Annotated in this window: 19 protein-coding genes; 12 read left to right on the plus strand and 7 right to left on the minus strand. The window is 39.6% G+C overall.

Features of this window, described 5'->3' with window-relative positions:
* Positions 1 to 16 precede the first annotated feature (16 nt).
* The 8 genes from ACM44_RS00790 to ACM44_RS00825 all read left to right on the plus strand — a co-directional run bounded on the left by ACM44_RS00790 (position 17) and on the right by ACM44_RS00825 (position 7,560).
* Positions 17 to 1,273, plus strand: a complete 1,257-nt coding sequence (locus ACM44_RS00790; RefSeq protein ID WP_048498189.1) for a TolC family protein — start codon at positions 17 to 19, stop codon at positions 1,271 to 1,273.
* Positions 1,274 to 1,313: 40 nt separating this feature from the next.
* Positions 1,314 to 2,285, plus strand: coding sequence for an HlyD family secretion protein (locus ACM44_RS00795; RefSeq protein ID WP_048498190.1), 972 nt, complete (start codon positions 1,314 to 1,316; stop codon positions 2,283 to 2,285).
* A 137-nt stretch (positions 2,286 to 2,422) separates the two neighbouring features.
* Entirely contained in the window at positions 2,423 to 3,340 is a 918-nt protein-coding gene (locus tag ACM44_RS00800) for an ABC transporter ATP-binding protein (protein ID WP_048498191.1), read from the plus strand.
* Positions 3,341 to 3,357: 17 nt separating this feature from the next.
* A complete protein-coding gene (locus tag ACM44_RS00805) occupies positions 3,358 to 4,107 on the plus strand; it encodes an ABC transporter ATP-binding protein (protein ID WP_206540181.1) in 750 nt (249 codons plus the stop codon).
* A 35-nt stretch (positions 4,108 to 4,142) separates the two neighbouring features.
* Positions 4,143 to 5,243, plus strand: coding sequence for an ABC transporter permease (locus tag ACM44_RS00810; RefSeq protein WP_048498192.1), 1,101 nt, complete (start codon positions 4,143 to 4,145; stop codon positions 5,241 to 5,243).
* A 62-nt stretch (positions 5,244 to 5,305) separates the two neighbouring features.
* Positions 5,306 to 6,430, plus strand: coding sequence for an ABC transporter permease (locus ACM44_RS00815; protein ID WP_048498193.1), 1,125 nt, complete (start codon positions 5,306 to 5,308; stop codon positions 6,428 to 6,430).
* A 255-nt stretch (positions 6,431 to 6,685) separates the two neighbouring features.
* A complete protein-coding gene (locus tag ACM44_RS00820; protein WP_241477120.1) occupies positions 6,686 to 7,057 on the plus strand; it encodes a hypothetical protein in 372 nt (123 codons plus the stop codon).
* Positions 7,054 to 7,560, plus strand: a complete 507-nt coding sequence (locus ACM44_RS00825) for a hypothetical protein (RefSeq protein WP_152669270.1) — start codon at positions 7,054 to 7,056, stop codon at positions 7,558 to 7,560. Before ACM44_RS00820 ends, ACM44_RS00825 begins: the two co-directional genes overlap by 4 nt.
* 93 nt (positions 7,561 to 7,653) lie before the next feature.
* On the opposite strand, the gene mazG is transcribed toward ACM44_RS00825, so the two are convergent.
* The 4 genes from mazG to ruvX form a co-directional block, all read right to left on the minus strand.
* The gene (mazG, locus tag ACM44_RS00830) at positions 7,654 to 8,418 is read right to left on the minus strand and encodes a nucleoside triphosphate pyrophosphohydrolase (protein ID WP_048498195.1); all 765 of its coding nucleotides are present in this window, start codon (positions 8,416 to 8,418) and stop codon (positions 7,654 to 7,656) included.
* Between the two features lie 80 nt (positions 8,419 to 8,498).
* Positions 8,499 to 9,068 (minus strand): DUF5606 family protein, encoded by a 570-nt coding sequence (locus ACM44_RS00835; RefSeq protein ID WP_048498196.1) that lies wholly within the window; start codon positions 9,066 to 9,068, stop codon positions 8,499 to 8,501.
* A 43-nt stretch (positions 9,069 to 9,111) separates the two neighbouring features.
* Positions 9,112 to 9,684: a peptide deformylase gene (gene def, locus ACM44_RS00840; protein ID WP_048498197.1), complete on the minus strand. Its 573-nt coding sequence runs from the start codon at positions 9,682 to 9,684 to the stop codon at positions 9,112 to 9,114.
* The gene (gene ruvX / locus ACM44_RS00845) at positions 9,681 to 10,097 is read right to left on the minus strand and encodes a Holliday junction resolvase RuvX (protein ID WP_048498198.1); all 417 of its coding nucleotides are present in this window, start codon (positions 10,095 to 10,097) and stop codon (positions 9,681 to 9,683) included. Before ruvX ends, def begins: the two co-directional genes overlap by 4 nt.
* A gap of 143 nt (positions 10,098 to 10,240) precedes the next feature.
* Here ruvX and ACM44_RS00850 point away from each other — a divergent pair, with 143 nt between their 5' ends.
* Both ACM44_RS00850 and ACM44_RS00855 read left to right on the plus strand, forming a co-directional pair.
* Entirely contained in the window at positions 10,241 to 11,281 is a 1,041-nt protein-coding gene (locus ACM44_RS00850) for a zinc-dependent alcohol dehydrogenase family protein (RefSeq protein ID WP_048498199.1), read from the plus strand.
* A gap of 83 nt (positions 11,282 to 11,364) precedes the next feature.
* Complete coding sequence (locus ACM44_RS00855) at positions 11,365 to 11,841, plus strand: SixA phosphatase family protein (protein WP_048498200.1); 477 nt, start codon at positions 11,365 to 11,367, stop codon at positions 11,839 to 11,841.
* 2 nt (positions 11,842 to 11,843) lie between these two features.
* Here ACM44_RS00855 and holA read toward each other — a convergent pair whose 3' ends face one another.
* Positions 11,844 to 12,881, minus strand: coding sequence for a DNA polymerase III subunit delta (gene holA / locus ACM44_RS00860; protein WP_048498201.1), 1,038 nt, complete (start codon positions 12,879 to 12,881; stop codon positions 11,844 to 11,846).
* A gap of 2 nt (positions 12,882 to 12,883) precedes the next feature.
* Between holA and ACM44_RS00865 the strand changes: the two genes are divergently transcribed.
* Entirely contained in the window at positions 12,884 to 13,312 is a 429-nt protein-coding gene (locus tag ACM44_RS00865) for a type I restriction enzyme HsdR N-terminal domain-containing protein (protein ID WP_048498202.1), read from the plus strand.
* Between the two features lie 9 nt (positions 13,313 to 13,321).
* Entirely contained in the window at positions 13,322 to 13,954 is a 633-nt protein-coding gene (locus ACM44_RS00870; protein WP_048498203.1) for an HAD family hydrolase, read from the plus strand.
* 276 nt (positions 13,955 to 14,230) lie between these two features.
* Here ACM44_RS00870 and ACM44_RS00875 read toward each other — a convergent pair whose 3' ends face one another.
* Both ACM44_RS00875 and ACM44_RS00880 read right to left on the minus strand, forming a co-directional pair.
* A complete protein-coding gene (locus tag ACM44_RS00875) occupies positions 14,231 to 14,599 on the minus strand; it encodes a cupin domain-containing protein (RefSeq protein WP_048498204.1) in 369 nt (122 codons plus the stop codon).
* A 43-nt stretch (positions 14,600 to 14,642) separates the two neighbouring features.
* On the minus strand, positions 14,643 to 14,825 hold the full coding sequence (locus ACM44_RS00880) for a hypothetical protein (protein WP_048498205.1): 183 nt from the start codon (positions 14,823 to 14,825) through the stop codon (positions 14,643 to 14,645).
* Positions 14,826 to 14,921: the final 96 nt, after the last annotated feature.

A 14,921-nucleotide genomic window follows, 5' to 3' on the forward strand; every position in this document is an offset into this window, starting at 1 on the left:
AAAGCATTTAACCATTATGGAAAAACTGCAATTTATATTGATGAGCATCTTCATTGGCGGCTTTTTTTCGGCGCAGGAATCTATCACTTTAAATGATGCTTACTCCCTTGCCAGACAAAATTATCCGCTGATCAAACGTCATGGTTTAATCGCGAAAACCAAGCAATACAACGTAGAAAACGCCACCAAAGGTTGGTTGCCGCAGATCAATGTCGTTGCGCAGGCAACTTATCAAAATGAAGTAACCGAACTTCCGATAAAATTGCCCAATGTGATGATTGAACCTGTAAGCAAAGACCAATACAAAGCATTTGCTGACGTTCAACAAACGATCTACGATGGCAGAATGATTTCTAACCAAAAGAAAATGGCAGAAATCAATTCCCAAATCGAAACGCAGAAGACCGAGGTTGAAACCGATAAGCTGGAAGAAAGAATCAACCAAATTTATTTTGGCGCTTTACAAACTGAAGAACAGCTTGAGCAAACCGAACTCACCAAAAGCGACCTCCATAACGCATTGAAAAGAGCAGAATCACAGTTAAAAAACGGCGTCATTCTTCGAAGTAATGTTGATGTGGTAAAGGCACAACTGATCAATTTGGAGCAAAAACAGATTGAACTTCAAAATGTGAAGAAAAGCTTCCTGGATATGCTTTCGGTATTTATTAATAAGCAATTGAACGAAAATACAAAGCTGGAGAAACCGGAAAAAATTCTAGTCGGAAATCAAAACAATCGTGCCGAACTGAAATTATTTGATCTTCAAAAAAGCGCGTTAGAGACTCAAAAATCCATCATCAATTCAAAAAACCTTCCAAAATTGGGAGCCTTTCTACAAGGCGGTTACGGAAAACCCGGGTTCAACATGCTTAAAAATGAATTCGACGCGTTCTTTTTGGGCGGAGTTCGGTTGAATATTCCAATTACAGGATATTACACCAAGAAAAATGATTTGGCACTACTCGATATTCAACAGCAGGAAATTGATGTTCAAAGAGAAAACTTCCTTTTCAACCAGCAGTTTCAAACCATTCAAAACAACAACGAACTAGACAAAATTCAAAAGCTGATCGATAAAGACCTTGAATTGATTACGCTCCGCGAAAACATCAGAAAAGCCTCACTCGCCCAACTGGAAAACGGCGTGATTACCACCAGTGATTACCTGCGCGAAGTGAACGAGCTGGATCGTGCGCAAAACCAAAAAATCCTGCATGAAATTCAATTTTTACTGACACAGTATAATTTGAAAGCACAATTAAACAATTAAGTACCAAGAGCCAAGATTTGTGATTGAAAAATAAATCGCTATGAAAAAATTAATCATACTTTCCTCATTCCTCACCATTTTTTCCTGTAAAAATTCAGCAAACGATTACGATGCATCCGGAACTTTCGAAGCCGATGAAGTAATGGTAACCGCGAAAGCCAACGGAACGATCCTGGAACTGAATGTGGATGAAGGAATGCAGCTTACCGCCAATCAGAAGGTGGGAATCATCGATCCGAAAAGTGTTGAACTGCAAAAACAACAGGTCGAAGCGAGCATCGGTGCCATTGAACAAAAAACCGGTTCTGCCACTCCGCAAATTCAAGTTTTGCAGTCACAGATCAATACCCAAAAAGCCAATATTTCTGTTCTGAAGGTGCAATTGCAAAATGCAGAACGCGAGAGAAACCGGACCGCAAATCTGGTAAAAGCCGATGCAGCCACAAAAAAACAACTAGACGATGCAAATGGGCAAGTTGACGTGATCCTGAAACAGATTTCGGCGGCGCAAACCCAGCTTTCGACTTTAGGTCAACAAATCAAGGCCGCAGATGAGAATGTCTTCATTCAAAACCGTGCAGTTTTAAGTGAAAGAAAACCCACCGAAAAACGGGTGGCACAAATTGATGAACAATTGAAAAACAATTCCATCGAAAGTCCGATTGCGGGAATGGTTTTAACGAAATATTCCAATGCTGGCGAATTTGCGACCATCGGGAAACCAATTTTCAAAATCGCAAATCTGGCTGTGATGACTTTGAAAACCTTTATCACCGGTGACCAATTGGCAAAAGTAAAAACCGGACAACAGGTAAAAATCCTAATCGATTCGGGAGACGGAAAAATCAAAGAACTTCCCGGAACCGTTTATTGGATCAGCTCGAAAGCGGAGTTCACCCCGAAAACCATTCAAACCAAAAACGAAAGAGCCAATCTGGTTTATGCGGCGAAAATCCACGTGAAAAACGATGGCTTTCTGAAAATTGGAATGTATGGCGATGTGAAATTTTAGGGAATCCAAAGGTAGTACAGATCATTAGCGAAGCCCTTATCAAATAGGACTTTAAGAGCGAATACTTCCTTAAGGGAATCTTCGAAAAGCTTTAAATGCGCGAAGGAAATTATTATAGTAATCAGTAAAAAATAAAGGTGAAATCAATCATCGTCAATAATCTCAGCAAATCTTACGGCAAGAAAGTTGAAAAAATTCTTGCAGTGGATGATGTGAGCTTCAGTGTGGAAAAAGGTGAAATTTTCGGACTGATCGGTCCCGACGGAGCCGGGAAAACTTCTATTTTTCGCATGTTGACAACAGTTCTACTTCCTGATCGCGGTTCCGCCACCATCGAAGGTTTTGATATGGTGAAAGACTATAAGGAAATCAGGAAAATTCTGGGATATATGCCGGGAAGATTCTCCCTGTATCAGGATTTGTCGGTGGAAGAAAACCTGGGATTTTTCGCAAGTGTTTTCAACACCACCATTGAGCAGAATTATGACTTGATTAAAGATATTTATATTCAGATTGAACCTTTCAAAGACCGAAAAGCGGGCCAACTTTCAGGCGGAATGAAACAAAAACTCGCTTTAAGTTGCGCCCTCATTCACAAACCGAAAGTGCTGTTTCTGGATGAACCCACTACCGGAGTTGACCCTGTTTCCCGAAAAGAATTCTGGGAAATGCTTAAACGCCTGAAAACGCAGGGTATCACCATAATCGTTGCAACTCCGTATATGGATGAAGCCGCATTGTGTGACCGGATCGCATTCATCCAAAACGGAAAAATACTGCAGATTGAAACTCCGGAAAACATCAGCAAATCTTTCCCGGATTTACTTTTTGAGGTGAAGGCAGGTCGAACTTCCGAGGTTTTGAAGGCTTTAGAAAACTTTGAACTCAGCAAAAATTTCTATGCTTTCGGAGAATTCGTACATCTGACCATTGATAAAAATGATGACTTCAATCCAAAATATCTTGAAGAGTTTCTAAAGGAAAAAGGATTTGAAAATATTGAAATCAACTCCATCAATGCCACGATTGAAGACAGCTTCATCCGTTTGCTTTAAGGAAAAATTTGAAAATGATGACTTCTGATATCAATATCGCCATAAAAGCCCACAACATCACCAAAAATTTTGGAGACTTCACCGCGGTTGACCATATCAGTTTTGAGGTTAAAAAAGGTGAAATTTTTGGATTTCTGGGCGCGAATGGTGCCGGGAAAACTACTGCGATGAGGATGTTTTGCGGACTTTCGGTTCCAACTTCCGGAACCGCTACTGTTGCAGGATTTGATGTGTACAAGGAAACGGAGGCGATCAAAAGAAACATCGGCTACATGAGCCAGAAATTTTCGCTTTACGGAAATCTCACGGTAAAAGAAAACTTGGATTTCTTTGGTGGAATCTACGGAATCGAAAGAAAAGCGTTAAAAGAAAAAAGAGATGAACTCATCCAAAAACTCGGATTACAGAACGAAAAAAACAAACTCGTTTCCGAACTTCCACTCGGCTGGAAGCAGAAACTCGCTTTTTCGGTAGCGATTTTCCACAATCCTGAAATTGTTTTTTTGGACGAACCGACGGGAGGTGTGGATCCCGTGACGAGGCGACAATTTTGGAGCATGATTTATGATGCGGCGGAAAGTGGGATCACGATCTTCGTCACCACCCATTACATGGACGAAGCGGAATATTGCGATCGCGTTTCGATTATGGTGGATGGAAAAATTGCGGCACTCGACATGCCTTCAAAACTTAAAAAACAGTTTGAGACTGATCGTTTGGATGATGTCTTTTACCAGCTGGCACGAGGTGCAAAACGGACTGAATAAAAAATGTGCAAATTATTTCGAGGGGCTCCTAAAATATGAAACAGTTACTAACCTTTGTCCGAAAAGAATTTTACCACGTGCTGCGTGATAGAAGGACTTTGCTCATTCTTTTCGGAATGCCGATTGTGCAGGTTCTGCTGTTTGGATATGCGCTGAGCACGGAAGTAAAAAATACAAGAATCGGAGTTTTAGACCAAGACCAATCGCAGAATTCCATCGAATTGACCTCAAAAATAAATGCCAACCAATATTTTGATGTCGATAAGAATTTGAAATCCATTCATGAAGCCGAAAACGCTTTCAAAAGCGGGAAAATTAAGATAATTCTGGTAATTCCAGACCGATTTTCAGAAAACCTCGCCATAGGGAAAAAAGCCCAACTGCAGCTTATTACGGACGGAACCGACATCAATCTTGCCAACCAAATCCTGAATTTCATGAACAATATTATTCTGGATTATTATGGTCAAAACACAATACAATTGGCTTCCGGAGTTCAACCGGAAATCCGCATGCTCTACAATCCACAAATGAAAGGCGCGCCAAATTTCGTTCCTGGCGTCATGGCATTAATTCTGCTTATCATCTGCGTTTTAATGACCGCGATCGCCATAGTTCGCGAAAAAGAAACCGGAACTATGGAAGTTTTACTGGTTTCGCCAATGAAACCCTGGGTAATCATCCTCGCAAAAGCGATTCCATATTTTCTGATGTCATTGTTGATTTTAGTTTCCATCGTATTGCTGAGCGTTACCTTGCTGGAACTGCCGATACAAGGAAATTTGCTGCTGCTCTTTTTCGTGAGCATCATTTTCATCATTACCAATTTATTGATCGGAATTCTGATTTCGATTTTAACGGATTCCCAGCAAAACGCAATGCTGATTTCACTGGTCGGCACTATGCTTCCAACTGTGATGTTGAGCGGATTTATGTTCCCGATTGAAAACATGCCGGTCCCGCTGCAAGTTGTTGCCAATGTGTTGCCTTCAAAATGGTATTATGAAATCGTTAAAAATATCATGATAAAAGGTACCGGTATCGAGGTTATTTGGAAACACACCGCTATTTTATTGGCGATGACGGCTTTTTTATTCGTGATGGCCGTGAAAAAATTTAAAATCAGACTTGAATAATAAGCCGGGGAATCCGATATCTTGGTCAAAAGAAATTTGAAACTTGAAGCAAATAAGAAATAATGTTCAGAACCCTATCCATATTGATCCGTAAAGAATTCCTGCAGATTTTTAGGAACAAGGCGATATTGGCCATTATTTTCGTCATGCCGGTCGTGCAGCTGATTGTTTTGCCATTGGCAGCGAGTTACGAAATCAAGAATGTGGAAATTGCCGTGGTGGATCACGACAAATCCACCTACTCGCGGGATCTCATCCGAAAAATCACCGCTTCCGGTTATTTCAAAATTGTGAATTATGGTGAAAATTATCCAAGCGCCTATAGCGAAGTTGAACATGAAAAAGCGGACCTCATTCTGGAGATTCCCAGCGATTTTGAGAAAAATTTAGTCCGTGAAAATAAAGAAAAAGTTCTAGTTGCTATTAATGCGATCAACGGCACAAAAGCCGGACTATCCGCAAGCTATCTTGCGCAGATCCTCCAGGATTTTAATCAACAGATTCTTCTCAAGACCACGCCCCAAATCGAAATCGCCCAGAAAACTTCCGGTCTGGAAATCATCCCAAAATTTTGGTTCAATGAGCATTACAATTACCGTTTGTCGCTTGTTCCCGGAATTCTAGCTTTTCTTGTCACGCTTATTGGTGGATATTTGGCGGCGCTGAACATCGTTCAGGAAAAAGAAATAGGCACCATTGAACAGATCAACGTGTCACCGATTAAAAAACGAGATTTCATTCTCGGAAAACTTATCCCTTTTTGGATTTTGGCAATGGTGGCATTCACCATCGGACTTCTGGTAACGATTTTCATTTATGATATTGCAATGCAGGGCAGTCTGCTCCTACTCTACCTATTCGTGGCGATTTATCTCGTCACACTTTTGGGATTGGGACTATTAGTCTCCGTTTATAGCGAAACGCAGCAGCAGGCGATGTTTGTGGTATTTTTCTTTATGATGATTTTCATTCTGATGAGTGGGCTTTTCACTCCAGTCGAAAGCATGACCGATTGGGCAAAATACATCGCATATGTAAATCCGGTCACTTACGGCGTGGATGCAATTCGCCTCATCATATTGAAAAACAGCGGATTTTCCGACTTATATCGGCATTTTTTGGTGATTATAATGATGGGTGTTGTGGCGATTATATGGGCGGTTCTGAGGTACAGGAAGACCAACTGACGGCGCAAGCTGATGAAGATTTAGGTTTACCGCAAATATTTATGAGATGAGTTCGAAATCACTTGTACTTCTGTATTTTGGTAGTTGATTTCGATTTGAAACTAAACAATGTTAGGCATAAATCCAGGAATTTTCACTGGTTGCTGAACTAATATTTTTAGAAATGGAGTGTCCTGTAATCCGGAGAAAATTAACTTAAGTTGTTTATAATGTATAATTTGGCTAACTTGCAATGAGCCATCAAATTCTTTTAGCATGATCAAAAAAATCTATATCGCATTGTTGATCATATTCGGACTGATGACTGTGATCATAGGTGGTTCCGTAATTTTCGACCTGTTCGGAATGAGAGCAAAGGAGGGCAATTTTGTGCCAATCGTGGTTCATATCAATTTTATCTGCGGTTTTCTTTACCTGCTTTCAGCTTATGCAATCAACACAAAAAAAAGTTGGACCCTGAAACCACTTGCAATGGCCTTGGTTCTGCTTATTCTGGCATGGATTGGATTGTGGCACCATATTGAAGAAAATGGGCTTTACGAACAGAAAACCATTTATGCGATGGCTTTCAGAACTATATTGACTTTGACCTTAATTTTAACTTTCACTAAAATTTTTAAAAAATGAAACGACTATTAATTCCCGCGATTATGGCAATCGCAATCTTGACTTCTTGCGAGAAAAACAAAGAACAAGCCGAAAACGTGGAAAGCAAGACCACCACGGAACAGGTGTCGGAAAATCATGAAGATCATGCGACTTCAGGCGAACACGGCACTAAAGATGAGCATGCTTCAGAAGGTGTTGCGTTGGAACTGGACAACGGTAAGAAATGGAAAACCAACGCCGAAATGCTTCCATTTATCAACGAGCAGGAAAAACTCCTAAAAAATTACGATCACGCGAAAGGTGATTATCATGCATTGGCCGCAAATTTGGCTTCTGCAAATGACAACCTTGTGAAAAGCTGCACCATGACAGGAAAATCACATGATGTTCTGCATGTTTGGCTGAATGACCACCTGCAATACATCAACCAGCTGAAAAAATCTACCACCAAAGAAGAGGCTGAACAAACCATCGCTGTTTTAGACAATTCGATGGCAAAGTTTCATACTTATTTTGAATAAATTAAACTTTTAATCACCATGAAATCCGGCCTTCAAGGGCCGGATTATTTTATTTAAAATCAGCATTGGAAACCACACTCTCAACCTTGCTCGCTAAATTTTCTTCGCTTCTTCCCAAAGCATATCCATTTCTTCCAAATTCATTTCGGAAAGAGTTTGATTTCTTTCCGCAGCCAATTTTTCCATTTTTTGAAAACGCGAAATAAATTTGCTGTTGGTTTTCTCTAACGCGGTATCGGGATTTATCCCAGAAATACGGGCATAATTGATTAAAGAAAAGAAAACGTCGCCCAATTCCATTTCCTTTTTTTCCAAATCTGTTTCCGCATGAAATTCTGCGAGTTCTTCATCTACTTTTTTCCACGCATCTTCGGCATTGTGAAACTCGAAACCGATTCCTTTTACTTTTTCCTGAATTCTAAAAGCTTTCACCACACTTGGCGTTCCTTTGGAAACACCGGAAAGTACAGATTTGTTGCCTTCCTTGAGTTTCAGTTTTTCCCAGTTTTGTTTCACTTCTTCCTCATCTTGAACTTTTATATCACCATAAATATGGGGATGCCTGAAAATCAGTTTTTCATTCAATGAGTTGATGACATCGGCAATGTCAAAACTGCCCTTTTCAGAACCAATTTTGGCATAAAAAACCAAATGCAGCAAAACATCGCCGAGTTCTTTTTTGATTTCTGTCAAGTCCTGATCAATCAAAGCATCCGAAAGTTCATAAACTTCTTCCAAAGTCAAATGCCGAAGGGTTTCAAAAGTCTGTTTTTTATCCCACGGACATTTTTCGCGGAGGTCATCCATAATGTCTAAAAGTTGGGAAAAGGCTTCAAGTTTTTGGGCTTTGGTGTTCATGACGTAAAAAAAACTTTGCCAAAGTTCGGAACTTTGGCAAAGTTGTGCAATTTTATATTTAATTTTTAAACCAAAGTGGTCTATCCTTGTTTTCTATGCGTGCTTTTTGGAGCAGATTTTGCGGTTGAAGTTGAAGCCTTCACTTTTGCACCAGCAGGTTTATCTGCCTTTGCCGCAGTTTTTTTAGCAGCGGTTTTCTTTTCTGCTTTCTCTTCGGTTGCAGGTTCTGCCTCTTCTTTACTAGTTTCTTCAGCTTTCACAAAGCTTTCCGGAGTGATGTAACCAGCTTTGTGCAAGATATTGTACCACTGCGCCAATTTCTTGATATCTGAAACATAAACACGCTCTGTATCATAATCCGGTAATGCTTCTAGCATGAATGCCCTCAATTCAGCATCCGAAGATTTATGTGAAATGGTTTCCTTGTACTCTGATTTTTTTGCCACATTCTCAAAAACGTCAAACAAGGGAACCTCTTTATCAAAAGTAAACATCGCGATGTTGTCCAGCAAACTCACCTGTGATGAATTAGAGATGCTCCCCTTTTTCTTGGTTAAAACATCTTCAATGATGAATCCGTTTTTCAACTGTGAAACTAATTTGAAAAGTCCTGGTTTCCCGGAAATTGAAATTATTTTTTCTAACTGCATTTTTCTATTTTTTGTTTGATATTATTTGTTTTTGTCTTGATAATTATTTTGGAAATCGCATTTTGTAGTGCACCGAAACATCACCTTGAGAAATTTTGGACAATTTTCCTTTGACCAATTTTTTCTTCAGGGAACTTAAATGGTCGGTAAAGAGAATTCCTTCGATATGGTCATATTCATGCTGGATGACTCTGGCTCTCATATCGGAAAAAGTGTCGGTATGTTTCACGAAATTTTCGTCGAAATATTCAATCTTCACGGTTTCTTTTCTTTTCACGTCTTCACGAACATCGGGAATGGAGAGACAACCTTCATTGAACTTCCATTCTTCACCGGTTTCTTCTAAAATTTTGGCATTGATGAAGACTTTCTTAAATTTCAGGAACTCGTCGGCAAGTTCGGCATAGTCCTCATCTTCTGCAAGCGGCGACAAATCCGCGATGAACAATCGAATGTCCAAACCGATTTGCGGAGCGGCCAAACCGATTCCGTTTGCAGAATTCATGGTTTCAAACATATTTGAAATCAGTTCCTGCAATTGCGGATAATCTTTATCGATTTCATGGCAGTGCTTCCTCAACATGGAATCGCCAAAAGCTCTAATTGGTAATATCATTTTTGTTTTTGCTCTAAATAATTCTGCAAGATAATCGTGGCACTCACTTTGTCGATTAATGCCTTATCTTCCCTTTTCTTTTTGCTCTTTCCACTTTGCGAGATAAAGAATGATGCCATCTTTGAAGTAAATCGTTCATCGAAACGGTGCACCATCACCTCTGGAAATTCGTTTTTGAATGTCAAAATAAATTTTTGAATATCGGTTTCCACCTCAGACAAATTTCCTTTTAAATCTACAGGAAGTCCAATTACGGCGGAATCCACCTGATTTTGAGAAAAATATCTTTTCAAAAAATCAAAAACAGCATCGGTTGAAACGGTTTCCAATCCACTGGCGATGATTTGCAAATCGTCGGTAACAGCAATTCCACAACGCTTTTTGCCATAATCAATTGCCATTATTTTTCCCATAGCATGCAAATTTACAAATATTTGGCTTCGCTTACAAAAAATTGAAAATACTGATATTTATCAAGCTGCAAATCAGCCATATCGACTGAAATGTTTCTAACTTTAAACAAGCAAAATTTGTTTAATATTAAAAATTGATGTAGATGAAAGCACTAGTATTTAAAGGACCCGGGCAAAAAGAATTGGCAGATTGCCCGAAACCGGTGATTACACAACCAACCGATGCGATTGTGAAAATGGTGAAATCCACCATTTGTGGCACCGATCTGCACATTCTGAAAGGCGACGTACCTGCGGTGACACCGGGGAGAATTTTGGGACACGAAGGAATAGGAATAGTGGAAGAAATTGGAAGCGCAGTGAGCAATTTCAAAAAAGGCGAGAAAGTATTGATTTCCTGCGTCACATCATGCGGAAAATGCGATAATTGCAAGAAACAGCTCTATGCACACTGCACTGATGGCGGCTGGATTTTAGGACACTTAATAGATGGTACCCAAGCTGAATATGTACGAATTCCACATGCTGATAACTCGCTTTACCACCTCAAAAACGATGTGGATGAAGAAGGAGCAGTGATGCTAAGCGACATTTTACCTACCGGATTTGAAATTGGAGTTTTGAACGGCAAAGTCAATCCAGGAGACACCGTGGCTATTATTGGCGCAGGTCCTGTGGGATTTGCGGCTCTGTTGACTGCACAGTTTTTCGCTCCGGCCAAAATCATCATGGTAGATTTGGACCAACAAAGACTTGAACTTTCCAGAGGTTTTGGTGCAACAGACCTTGTGAACAGCAGTGATGGAAACGTGATAGAAAATATCAAAAAAATCGCAGGTCCAGAAGGCGTGGATGTGGCGATTGAAGCAGTAGGAATCCCGGCAACTTTCGATATTTGCCAAAAAATCCTGAAACCTGGAGCGCACCTCGCAAACGTGGGTGTTCACGGAAAACCTGTGGAATTGCATATCGAGGAACTTTGGATTAGAAATGTAACCATCACCACTGGATTGGTCTGTACAAGTACCACTCCAATGCTTTTGAAAAACGTAGAAAGCAAAAGATTGAAACCTGAAAAACTGGTTTCTCACCGATTTGATTTTGCAGATATGATGCAGGCTTATGAAGTCTTTGGAAATGCGGCAAGAGAAAAAGCGATGAAGGTGATCATTAATTTCAATTAATCTTAATATTTTCTTAATTAACGGGAGAAGTGCCCAACTTCTCCTTTTTTTATTTAATTTTATTTATTCAAAATTCAAAAGGGATGAAGACACTTATTTTGGTGCGCCACGCAAAAAGCGACTGGCCGGAAGATACGGAAGATTTCGACAGACCGCTTGCTGAAAAAGGTTTGGAAGACGCTGTGAAAATGTCCAAATTCATGAAGGATCATCATATAGAAATCCAGAAATTTGTGTCGAGTCCTGCAGTTCGCGCTTTGAATACTTGCAAAATCTTCAACCAGGCTTTTGATATTGAAATTACTGAAGATCAAAAGCTCTACAATCCAACTGAAAGAAACTTTGAATCCGTGATTTACGGATTGGACGATGGCGTAAATTCTGTGGCGATGTTTTCCCACAACAACGGGATTTCAAACTTTGCCAACATGATGTCCGACGAAATTTTCATGTTTCCAACCTGCGGAGTCGCTGGTTTTCAGATCGACACCGATTCTTGGTCTGATTTTGAAAACGCCAAGAAGAAACTTATTTTCTTTTATGAACCAAAGAAAATATAGATTTACAGCTTCACCTTAATTTTATCCACGTTCAAGATTTTGTAGGTCAGTTCTTTCAGCAGTTCGCCTTCATCCATATTGATTGCTCCTAATCCCTTGTTCTTCAAATCGATTTCCCTTAAAATCGAAATAATCCGGGTAGCATGTTTGAGGTTGAAATTTCTCGCTGCTTCCGTGTAATCTTTAATGAAATAGGGATTTATTCCCAGCGTTGATGCAACAACTTGGGGATTTTGACCTACCATGGTGTGAAAAATGACCAAGTTTGAAAAAAAGTTGTACAAATTCCCGATCATCATTACAAAAGGATTTTGTTTAGGCGTTTTCCCGATGTAGTAGGCAATTCTAAAAGCTGCCGCCTCATCTTTTTTTCCCAATGCCTTGATCAATTCAAATACATTGAAATCTTTGCTGATGCCGATATTTGCTTCAATCACTTTTTCATCCAGGATTTCGCTGTCTTTCAGAATCATTTTCAGTTTGTTCAGCTCGTTGGAAATTCGGGATAAATCCGTCCCGAGATATTCTGAAAGCAAAGTCGGAATATTGGGTTTTGATTTTAAGCCCAGATTTTTGATTTCGCCATCGATCCATTTCGGGACCTCGTAATCCCTCATTTTATCGCTCAGGAAAAGCATTTTGCCTTTAGACAAAATTTTGGCGAAAGCCTTTCTGGAATCCGCTTTTTTATATTTATGGGCAATGACCAAAATGGTGGATTCTACAGGATTTTCCGCATAGATTTTCAGTGCTTCTGCCTCTTTGTCGGTCATTTTTATTTCCTGCGCTTCCTTCAAGATAATCACTTGCTTATCGCCCATCATCGGAAACTGCCTCGCCAAAGACAACACTTCGAAATACGTGGTGTCTTTTCCATACACCACGGTTTGGTTGAACGCCTTTTCATCTTCTGTCAAAACATCGTTTTCAAAGGACTTCACCGCAACATCCATGAAAAAAGGCTCTTCACCGTGGAAAAAATAAATGGGCAAAAACTCTTTATTTTTAATATTTTTGAGGATTAAATCTAATTCTTTCATAAATGCAGCTCGCGAAACTTAACTTTGAGGATACTTTTGACTTTAAAATCAAGACAGACAAAGATAAGTTTTTTATTTATGATTTGGTCCGAAAATCGTGGCTGCATCTCACTCCGGAAGAATGGGTGCGTCAACATTGGATTCACTATTTTCATTTGAAAAAGGGGAAAAATCTCTCTTCATTGATCCTGGAAAAAAAAATCGAACTGCACGGAACCACGAAAAGAATCGATTTGCTGGTCACAGAAAAAACCCAGCCGAAAATTTTGGTGGAATGTAAAGCTCCACAAATTAAACTTACCGAAAAAACCTTTGAACAAACCGCGAGATACAATTCGATCGTAGGTGCTGAAGAAATCATTCTCAGTAACGGTTTGCAACATATTTTCGCCAGATTTTCCGATAATAAATATGAATTTTATATACCCTGAACTTAAAATATGATAAAAAAATCAAGTCCTACAAAGAATGTGATTTTCGATTTCGGCGGTGTGGTGATGGATTGGAATCCACGCTATTTTTTCCGGGATTATTTTAATGATGATGAAAAGATGGAATATTTTCTGAAAAACATCGCAACAGATGAATGGAATGCGGAACAGGACCGAGGAAGAAGTTTGGCGGAAGGAACCGAAATCCTGGTGGCGGAATTCCCGGACTGGGAACAGGAAATACGTGCTTATTATGACAACTGGACCACTATGCTAAAAAGTGACATTCCTGAAAATGTGGAAGTTTTGAGGAAGCTGGGTGGCTCCAAATATGAACTTTTTGGTCTGACCAACTGGTCTGCCGAAACTTTTCCCTATGCTTTGAAAACCTATGATTTTTTTGAGATTTTTGATGGAAAAATTGTGGTTTCTGGTATCGAAAAACTCATCAAACCTGATCCGAAAATCTGGGCGGTTTTGATGGAAAGATATGGTTTGAAAGCTGAAGAATCTGTCTTTATTGACGATAATCCGAAAAATATACACGTGGCGAAATTGCTTGGCTTTACCACCGTTCACGTCACCGAAAACGGAAATCTCGAAAACGATCTGAGAAATCTGGGTCTGGAATATGCAGGGTAGGTTTTATTATTGGTGATTATTGATGTTCTGCGTTTTCTCGGGTTTCTTAGCTTTTTAAAGAGATATTCCTATGGCATTATTTCAATTTCTGGGAACCTATCAAGTGGAATTTCGAAACCAGAAGCTTTTCGGGAAAAAAAGAAAATGCTATCCTGAAGATTTCCATTAATTGCATTAAATACAAAGCGCCACACCAGACGATCCGCAACCTGAAATAAAAACCCGGACAACTGAACCTGCAGCGATGCAATAAGAACAAATTTTGACGAAAATAAACTAATTTTCAGGTTCTTCCCTATTCACCAAATCCATTGAAAATGCCGGCATACAGATCGCGATGTATTCGCAATTTTCTGAAAAGGGATTGCTATAGCGGATTCTTGCTCCTCTTTCGATTAAGATACTCTGACCTTTTTCTAATGTGATGATTTCACCATCGATTTCAAACTGCTTTTTTCCTGCAATCACATAGGTGAATTCATCGAATTCCGGGGTTTGGTGTGGTTCGCTCCAATTTGGTGGTGCAATCATGTGCGCAATGGAAATATTGGAATTTCCGGTAGAAGTTCCCCATATTTCCTCTATAAGCTTTCCATCGGTGGTCGGTACCACGAAAGGTGATTTTTGAATTCTGTATTTTTTCATGAATCAAAAATAATGAAAAACAGCAGGAAATTCCTGCCGCTGATTATTTTTCTTTTTTGGACTCATCTTTTGCCACCTCTTTCTTTTTTCTTCCGGAACTGAGGAGGTTTTCATTCAATAAATACTCGATTTGCCCATTCACGGAGCGAAACTCGTCACTTGCCCACTTTTCCAGAAGTTTGAAAGTAGATTCATCAATTCTTAAAACAAAACTTTTTTTTGCCAAAACGTTCTATTTTTTTAAGCATGAAGAATTAAAAATTAATTTGGAGCCGCTAACAAATTTGAAATAAATGTAAAATTTCCAAAGCTGCGATCACCG

The sequence above is a fragment of the Chryseobacterium koreense CCUG 49689 genome (genome assembly GCF_001045435.1).
In the GTDB taxonomy this organism is placed as follows: Bacteria; Bacteroidota; Bacteroidia; order Flavobacteriales; family Weeksellaceae; genus Kaistella; species Kaistella koreensis.